Below are 7,971 nucleotides of genomic sequence, written 5' to 3'. Positions count from 1 at the left end.
AACTGATGATTCGTTTTTGAATTATGATTTTAGAAAGTTTTAAGCGGCAGTCATAACTAATCAAGTTATTAAAAATCGCTGACTTACAACTCGGCAATTATGCCGAACGGCTAAAAAAGACCTGCGCGAATTTGAAGAAAATTTTACTTTTCCCAGTGATGAAGCATAAGCTACAAACTTTAAAAGGGGATATAAACCATGGCAATCATAGAATTAGACGATGAAACGGCTGTCCTACTTAATGAATTGGCAGAGCATGAGCATATTAGCCCGGCGCAATTATTAAAAAACCTGGCGCTAGTCTATCGCAGCACACAACAAGCCCATCATGCCGAGCAGCCTGAATTACTGACCGACTTTGCCGGGATACTAAAAAACTCCCCCTCATTCAGCGGCAATCCATTAGAGATTCAACAGGCAATGCGTGATGAATGGTCTTAGCTATTTGCTTGATACCCTCATCGGCTTGCTTAAAGGCAATGACGAAGCTATCTCTATTTTAAGCGGCATCAATCTGCCTGCGTGCGGGTTTAGTGCCATCACTCGGATGGAATTGTTGAGCTATCCCGATTTGACTATAGATGAAGAGCAGGCCATCAACCGTCTATTGGATCGGATGACGCATTTAGCTCGTAGGATGGTTTCGCGATAGCAAACCGTCACAACACGCACACAACGCCGACATCAGCCTACCGAAGTTGCGGCGGATTGCCTTACGGCTAATCCACCCTACAGTTCTACAGTTCTAACCCGACCGACGAAACTGCGTGGGAATGCAGTTAAAAGCATGCTACGCCGCGAGTAAAAACATAAACGCACAAATAGGCTTGAATTATTAACTTTAAGTCACCATACCTAGACGTTAGTAATAATGGAGGGATTTGTGAGTCGATTTCAAATTTTGTCGTTAAGCGGTGGTGGTATTCGTGGATTATTTACTGCTGAGGTTTTAGCTGAACTGGAAAACAAAAGAGGAGTAAATATATCTGAACACTTTGATATGATTTGTGGAACTTCAATTGGCGGCATTATCGCGCTTGGGTTGGCAAGTGGAATGAGACCAAGTGAACTGGCAACAATACTTAGAGAAAAAGGAGCAAAAATATTTCCAAAACAATATTGGGGCTTAAAACATGTTAAGTCTCTCTTTACATCGTCCTATGATTCAGAGCCTCTTAAAACATTACTTCAAGAAATCTTTCAAGATAAAAAAATAAAGGATTTAAAAACAAGAGTGCTTATTCCGGCAGTTAATTACACGACTGGACAGCCTAAGGTATTTAAAACGCCTCATCTTGAGAAATATGTTAATGATCTAAATTTATCTTTGGTTGATGTTGCATTAGCCACTTCAGCCGCACCTACTTATTTCCCAATTCATGTAATAGACAGCCAGCGATTTGTTGACGGCGGACTAATTGGTAACTCCCCCGCATATTTTGGTGTTCATGAAGCCTGTTATTTTCTCGATAAAAATCCTGAAGATATTTTTTTACTTGGAATAGGAACAATGGGGCAAAATAAAACAGCAAATCATCGAAAAAAATTAGAACAAGGTATATTCCAATGGGCTCGTCCTGTTGTTGAATTAACGTTATCTTCTAGGAGACTGTCGGATTTAGCAGTGCAAAAAGTGTTAAAATAACCCTATCGAAACACCAAATCAAAAAACAAAAATGGCTACCCAATTCATCCTGATTGATCGCGATACCCCCTACATTCTGCCCCCGTGTGTTCAGGATTATTTGCCTGAAGATCATATGGCCCGTTTTGTTGTCGAGATTGTCGATCAACTGGATTTACGGACGCTATCAGCCGTCTATGCGGGCAAAGGAAAGCGCCCCTATCATCCGGCGATGCTGTTGGCGTTGCTGTTCTACGGTTACGCGACCGGCGTATTTTCCAGTCGCAAACTGGAGAAAGCCACTCATGACTCGATGGCCTTTAAATACATCTGCGCCAACGAAAACCCAGATCACGACACCATCAACAGCTTTCGCAAGCGCTTTGGCAAAGAGATCGAAAGCCTATTTGTCGAGATATTGGTACTTGCACAAACCTTGGGGCTGCTTAAGCTGGGTACGGTGAGCCTGGACGGCACCAAGATTAAAGCCAATGCCAGCAAGCATAAAGCCTTGAGCTGGGATTACGCCAATCAACTGGAAGCCCAGTTCAAACAGGAAGTTGAAACCTTGATGAAACTGGCTGAAGCCGCCGACAATTCCCCGCTTCCAGAAGACATGGATGTACCCAAGGAACTCAAACGCCGCCAAGACCGTTTAGCAGTGATTGCCAAAGCCAAACAGGAAATCCAGGCCCGTGCCAAGGCGCGTTACGCGCAAGAAAAGGCCGAGTATGACGAAAAGCAGGCTAAGCGTGAACAACACCTGAGTGAAACCGGCAAGAAAATGGGCGGCAAAGCCCCCCAAGCGCCTACCGATGCGCCTCAAGGTAAAGATCAAGTCAGCCTGACCGATGAAGAGTCCCGCATCATGCCGACCCCTAATGGTTTTGAACAAGCCTATAACGCCCAAGCCAGTGTTGATATTGCCACCCACCTGATCGTTGCTCATCACATCACCCAACACACCAACGACAAACAAGAAATCGAACCGGCCTTAGCCAAACTGGAACAGCTCCCGGAATGCTTGGGGAGTGTTGACAACCTGTTGGCCGACACCGGCTACTTCAGCCAAGCCAATGTAAAGGCGTGTGCTGATGCAAAGATAAAACCGTACATCGCCCAAAAGCGGCAAAGCCATAACCAAGCCCTTGACGCCCGGTTTCAGCATCAGCCGGAAATAGGCGAAAGCACCTTACCGCCGGTTGAGGCCATGACCCATCGCTTAACAACCAAAGCGGGCAAAGCACTCTACGGCAAGCGAAAATCTACTGTCGAAACCGTGTTTGGCATCATTAAACACGTCCAGGGATTCAGGCAATTCCAGCTTCGAGGCCTGGAATCCGTCCAAAGTGAATGGAATTTAGTCTGTATAGGCTGGAATTTAAAAAGAATGCATGTATTAAGAGGGTGAGAGAGGAAAAAGAGCATTGAGCTGCCCATAAAACAGAACTATGGGCATTAAAAATCCCAATAAACCACTTTTTTAAATTTTAATCGTGATTAAGTGGGGAGGCTCGCTCTATTAATCCGACAGCCTCCTAGTGAGTCATTACATAACGTATGGGTTAAGCACATTTTAAAAAATCGATTTTTATTTATTGATGTCCTATTAACTAATGATCAAGCTAATTATATTGCCCTAGATAATGCTAGCAAAGCTGCACTAGAAACACTTACAGGACATGGAAAAGCTGCCGCAAATGTGTATTCAAATAATGAAATGCTAAGTCGTAAGTAGTTACGCAAAAGTTATTTGGAATTTTTTACCGATGTCACTCAGGATTTCCAACACCCACTTTTTCAAGTGTCCGTAACTTTGATAGGCATCGAGCGGCAACCATTCGTACTTAACTTTACGCCAGAGTATTTCGATCAGGTTCAGCCCCGGGCTGTAAGGCGGAAGAAAATGTAAGCACACACCACGTTGTTGCCAGCCCGCCAGCTTTTCTTTGAATACGCCGCTACGATGAATGGAAGCATTATCCAACACCACACAGCACGGCACTTTAGTTTCTTCGTACTTGCCTGCATACGTTTCGACAAACGCATCAAAGGCATTGACAACCGTATCCGTTGTCACCGATTGTTCGGAGCTGTGGAAAAACAGATCATTGCTGCGACTCAAAAAACCTAACACATTCATGCGCTTGCTACGATAGCAGGGTATTTGTCGGGTCTCGCCAATCCGTTGCCATCCATAGGGTACACAGGGTGTCGTGCTAAATCCGGATTCGTCAAAGTAGTAAAGCTTCAATTCCCCATCATCCTCTTGCTGTTTCAAGGCCTTCAGATATGCCTTATCACGTTGGAAATCTGCTTCATTACGCTTTCCCTTCACTGATTGCCGACAACGTTTCCAGGCATAGGCACTTTTTTTAAAATTCGTTTAAAGGTGTCAAGGCTGGCTTCCTTGCCCGTCTCCTCCAGCAATCGTGCTGCGGCGGCCTTGGGCTGGTGTGGGTTTTTGTCAATATAGCCCAGAAAAACGGCTTGTTCCTCAACCGTGAAGCGCACAGGCCTACCGCTTCGTGGACAATCGTAAAGCCCTATTAATCCCTCTGTTTCCCATTTGTCTAACCATGAGCTGACAGTCTCATGCTGGGACTCAAACAATTCGCTCAGCCGTGCAATTACATACCTTCTATTATTCAATAAGATAGCATGTGCCCGTTGTCTAACCCGGAATAATGGGTGGTTACGATAGGCTTCGGTTAACGTTACTTCCTCTTCCGGGGTCAGTTTGGCGATGAATTTCAGGTGGACTCCTAATTTTTGTCTGTTATTGCAATCGTTTCCAGTTTGACACAATAAATTTACTTCCTAATAACTTTCGCATTACTACTTATGCTTGAGCATAAAGCACCATATCCGACCTTTTTTGAATTTGCAAACCCCATTAATCAGGATTAAAAATGACAAAACTTAAATATGATGCAAGTAAATTATTGTATGCACGTTCAGAAAATGATCGGCTTATTCATCAACTGGAAATTGAAGATGATGAACGTGCGACATTATTAGAAACAAGAAAAAAAGCCAGGAGTGCAATAAGAAAAGCCTTTAATGAATCTAAAGCAGTACTTGAGGAAGATTTCAAAAAGCAATCTAGTTTAAAAGGCATTCATGCTGCATTTCGGGAAGTAAGCCCCGCATTTTGGCCACAAGGCTCTTTCTCTTACGGAACTTTAAATAATCCTGCTTTTTCACCTCCTCAGCAATTAGATATTGATGATGGGGTTTATTTACCAATGGACCTTTTTGAAGATAATCCAATTTATTCAAAAGGAGTTTTTTTTCAAATTGTTGATAGTGCATTAAAACAATTAGTTGCTGAAAACCAAGGTTGGAAGTTTGATGATAGCAAGCCAACGTGTGCACGTATTATTGTTAGCTCACGCATTCATTTAGATTTTCCTTTATATGCTGTTCCGATAGAACGTTTTAAAGAACTCAAAGAAGCGGCTTTATCAACGTCTTTTGCTGCAATGGATTCCGCTTATGCACTAGAAGCTATAAAACTTGATCCTAACGAAATTTATTTAGCTAGAAGAGATAAAGAGCACTGGATTAAATCCGATCCCAAAAAAATCAAATTATGGTTTGACCGTGAAAAAGAAGCTCACGGTGACAGGTTAGTACGTGTATGTAGATACCTTAAAGCATGGCGTGATTTTACTTGGGAAAAAGGAGGGCCAACTTCTATTACACTGATGGCCTGCGCGGCTTCAGTTTTTGATAACTCAAATGGATTTAATCGCGATTGCGAAGCACTTTTTGCTGTTGCAAAAAAATTGCCTGAGTTATTTTCTGGCGAGATAAAAAATCCTGCTGAATCAGAAGAAACACTTTATCCTAGAGAGCTTACACAAGAAGTCATTGTTGACATTGTTAATAAAGCGGAAATATTTAGAGATACGCTTACTGAAGCATTAATACATGCCGAAAATTCACAGGAAGTTGTAGATTTGTTTATACGCTCTCTTGGCAGTCGAATTCCAAATGACAGCACCTATATAACCCCAATATCATCGATATCTGCTGCACTAAATACGCCAATAAGAAAACAGCCTGCTCCAATAGTTAAAAATTTAAAATCAGGTTAATGATGACAACAGCTCATCAATTTGCCCACAATTTTTTACGGGAAAAAGGCTTTAAAAGAATCCCTTCTACTTTTCTGCATAAGTATGAAGGGATTATGCCTGTAAAAAATACCGAGTTTTCATTAGAAATCAGTTTTTATGAACTAGATTTCATTGATTTTCCGGAATATAGATTACTCAATATTCCTGAAGGCTTAAATCCTCATTTACCACATGTTGAGCCAGACGGTAGCTTGTGCTATTTAGATAAGGAGTTCATTTACTTAGATAGATATAACCCAGAAGATAATTTTGTGCTTTGTTTTCAATGTGTAGAAAATCTTTTAGCTTCATATGCTGAAAATGACACTAGAAAATTTTCTCAAGATTATGCCGATGAATTTACGGCTTATTGGCAAGGTAAATTTTTCGCTTATATAAAATCATGGAATTATCCATTACAGGCATTAATGTTTGATAGGTATTCCATTCTTGATAATGCTAAAGAGAAAACAGAGCATGAAATTATTATTTTTAACAATCAGCAAGAGGCTAATACTTGGCTAAAATTAAGAAATGCCGCAAATACTGCTCATAGTAATAAAACAATCCCGGTTATTGTCACTAAATTAACACAACCAAAGCTTATTAGACTGTTTGAAAAGTGGCCTTTGTCCTCAAGGCAGGAGTTTTTCGCGTGGTTGACAGCAATTGATCCTTCAGCTGCACAATCTTTTATAAGCAGCCTTCTCACTGTTATAAAAAATAATCGTTCATCTTATGTAGTTCTACAAACACCAGGCGGTAATGTTGGTGCACTTATTGAAATTGATAAACAGATAGTCGAGGCCTTAAAGAGATCACAAAATCAACGGCAAAACAAAAAAGGAAATAAACCTGCAAGTCCAAGCTCAATTCTTTTAAGAAAGAGTCTTGTAAAAGAAAAATTTTTTCTCATCAATGTCAGAGATGCTTCCGACAGCAGAATTACCACCCGGAATCAAGACAAAGAATTTTCTCTTGTAGGAAAAAAAATAGCTCTTATTGGTTGTGGCACAGTAGGGAGCTTCACAGCTTTACTTCTCGCTCAACTAGGAGCAGGGATTCAAGATAATACCCATAAAGGAGTTCTCGCCTTATTCGACCCTGATATTCTAATGCCCGATAATTTAGGCCGTCATGTTCTAAACATGTCTTATGTAGGTGAAAATAAAGCATTAGCTATGGCTGATTTTCTTACAAATCAAGCAGTATCTAACACCATCAATTTTATAGGTAACAACAAACGATTCGATGTAAAAAATTTAGCATTGTTTTCAAAGTATGAGTTAATAATTGATGCTACAGGAAATGAAGCTTTTTCAACCTCATTAAGCCATTATTACCATAGAAGTGAAACTCTGAACGTACTAATACATGGATGGGTTATTGCCGCAGGTAAAGCCGTTCGCGCCATATTAGATGATAGAACGGGAGCTTGTTATCGCTGTTTAAGAATTTCAAATCAAGATGGTGAGTTGCAAGAAAGATTTAAGCTATTTTCAAAAGATAAGGAACCTCCAGATCCTATAAAACGAAATTGTGGAAATGCTTATTTCCCTTATGCAAGTGGCGCATCTGCTTCAGCGGCAGCCCTAATTCAACAACTGGCAATTGATTATTTTTCTGGTAATCCATCACCTAGATTTAGGCATAGTAGTTTGTCTCTTGATGTTCAACATACCAAAAACTGTAATCCACAAAAACTTGATATATGTCCATGTTGCAGCAAGATTTTATAACAATTCAATTACCCAAAAATGAGCTAGTGATAATGCCAACATCGGTTTTAACTAGGTTACACCAATATCGACAACTTAAATTTTGGCACAAAGAAAAAGGCGGAATTTTTTTGGGGAGATACAGGGGGCAATATATTGAAGTCACTGATGTTACTTTACCCCAGCATGATGATATTTGTGGCAGGTTTTTCTTTAATAGATGCTCATCCTTACACCAGCAAACTGCCTATCAACAATGGCAGAATAGTAATTCAGAAATAACGTATGTTGGTGAATGGCATACGCATCCAGAACAATTCTCTACCCCATCCACTCAAGATATAACTGAATGGCAATCGAAATTATCTGGTAGCTTTGAGTCAATGCTACTTTGTATAGTAGGGCAATCTACAGATTGGTTTGGCTGTTTTCAAGATGGGGTTATTTCAAAGGAAACGAGCTCAAGCCTTACATCTTGCCCACAAAACTACCAGCTATAAATATT

The 7,971-nt window shown here is 40.7% G+C and carries 9 protein-coding genes; 7 read left to right on the top strand and 2 right to left on the bottom strand.

Annotation, left to right across the window (positions count from 1 at the left end):
* Positions 1 to 198 precede the first annotated feature (198 nt).
* From METTU_RS13150 to METTU_RS13135, 4 genes are all read left to right on the top strand, one after another.
* Entirely contained in the window at positions 199 to 441 is a 243-nt protein-coding gene (locus tag METTU_RS13150) for a hypothetical protein (protein WP_006892177.1), read from the top strand.
* On the top strand, positions 428 to 652 hold the full coding sequence (locus tag METTU_RS13145; protein ID WP_006892176.1) for a PIN domain-containing protein: 225 nt from the start codon (positions 428 to 430) through the stop codon (positions 650 to 652). Before METTU_RS13150 ends, METTU_RS13145 begins: the two co-directional genes overlap by 14 nt.
* A 231-nt stretch (positions 653 to 883) precedes the next feature.
* On the top strand, positions 884 to 1,645 hold the full coding sequence (locus METTU_RS13140; RefSeq protein ID WP_006892175.1) for a CBASS cGAMP-activated phospholipase: 762 nt from the start codon (positions 884 to 886) through the stop codon (positions 1,643 to 1,645).
* A gap of 31 nt (positions 1,646 to 1,676) precedes the next feature.
* Positions 1,677 to 3,035, top strand: a complete 1,359-nt coding sequence (locus METTU_RS13135; protein ID WP_006889238.1) for an IS1182 family transposase — start codon at positions 1,677 to 1,679, stop codon at positions 3,033 to 3,035.
* 327 nt (positions 3,036 to 3,362) lie between these two features.
* Here the strand turns inward: METTU_RS13135 and METTU_RS24505 are convergent, their stop codons facing one another.
* Together METTU_RS24505 and METTU_RS24500 are read right to left on the bottom strand one after the other, a co-directional pair.
* The gene (locus METTU_RS24505) at positions 3,363 to 3,962 is read right to left on the bottom strand and encodes an IS630 family transposase (RefSeq protein ID WP_050897758.1); all 600 of its coding nucleotides are present in this window, start codon (positions 3,960 to 3,962) and stop codon (positions 3,363 to 3,365) included.
* Complete coding sequence (locus tag METTU_RS24500) at positions 3,959 to 4,432, bottom strand: helix-turn-helix domain-containing protein (protein ID WP_006893918.1); 474 nt, start codon at positions 4,430 to 4,432, stop codon at positions 3,959 to 3,961. The genes METTU_RS24505 and METTU_RS24500 overlap by 4 nt, the downstream gene beginning before the upstream one ends.
* A 104-nt stretch (positions 4,433 to 4,536) precedes the next feature.
* On the opposite strand from METTU_RS24500, the gene METTU_RS13120 reads away from it, so the two are divergent.
* Genes METTU_RS13120 through METTU_RS22515 form a run of 3 tightly spaced genes read left to right on the top strand, consistent with a single transcriptional unit; the run spans position 4,537 to position 7,966 of the window.
* The gene (locus METTU_RS13120; protein ID WP_006892173.1) at positions 4,537 to 5,727 is read left to right on the top strand and encodes a CBASS cGAMP synthase; all 1,191 of its coding nucleotides are present in this window, start codon (positions 4,537 to 4,539) and stop codon (positions 5,725 to 5,727) included.
* Complete coding sequence (locus METTU_RS13115; protein ID WP_081466912.1) at positions 5,727 to 7,487, top strand: ThiF family adenylyltransferase; 1,761 nt, start codon at positions 5,727 to 5,729, stop codon at positions 7,485 to 7,487. The genes METTU_RS13120 and METTU_RS13115 overlap by 1 nt, the downstream gene beginning before the upstream one ends.
* The gene (locus METTU_RS22515; protein ID WP_006892171.1) at positions 7,466 to 7,966 is read left to right on the top strand and encodes a Mov34/MPN/PAD-1 family protein; all 501 of its coding nucleotides are present in this window, start codon (positions 7,466 to 7,468) and stop codon (positions 7,964 to 7,966) included. The genes METTU_RS13115 and METTU_RS22515 overlap by 22 nt, the downstream gene beginning before the upstream one ends.
* Positions 7,967 to 7,971: the final 5 nt, after the last annotated feature.

Source organism: Methylobacter tundripaludum SV96, from assembly GCF_000190755.2.
GTDB classification, from domain to species: Bacteria; Pseudomonadota; Gammaproteobacteria; order Methylococcales; family Methylomonadaceae; genus Methylobacter_A; species Methylobacter_A tundripaludum.
Note: the sequence above shows the minus strand (reverse complement) of the source record. Positions and strands in the feature narration are given on the sequence as shown.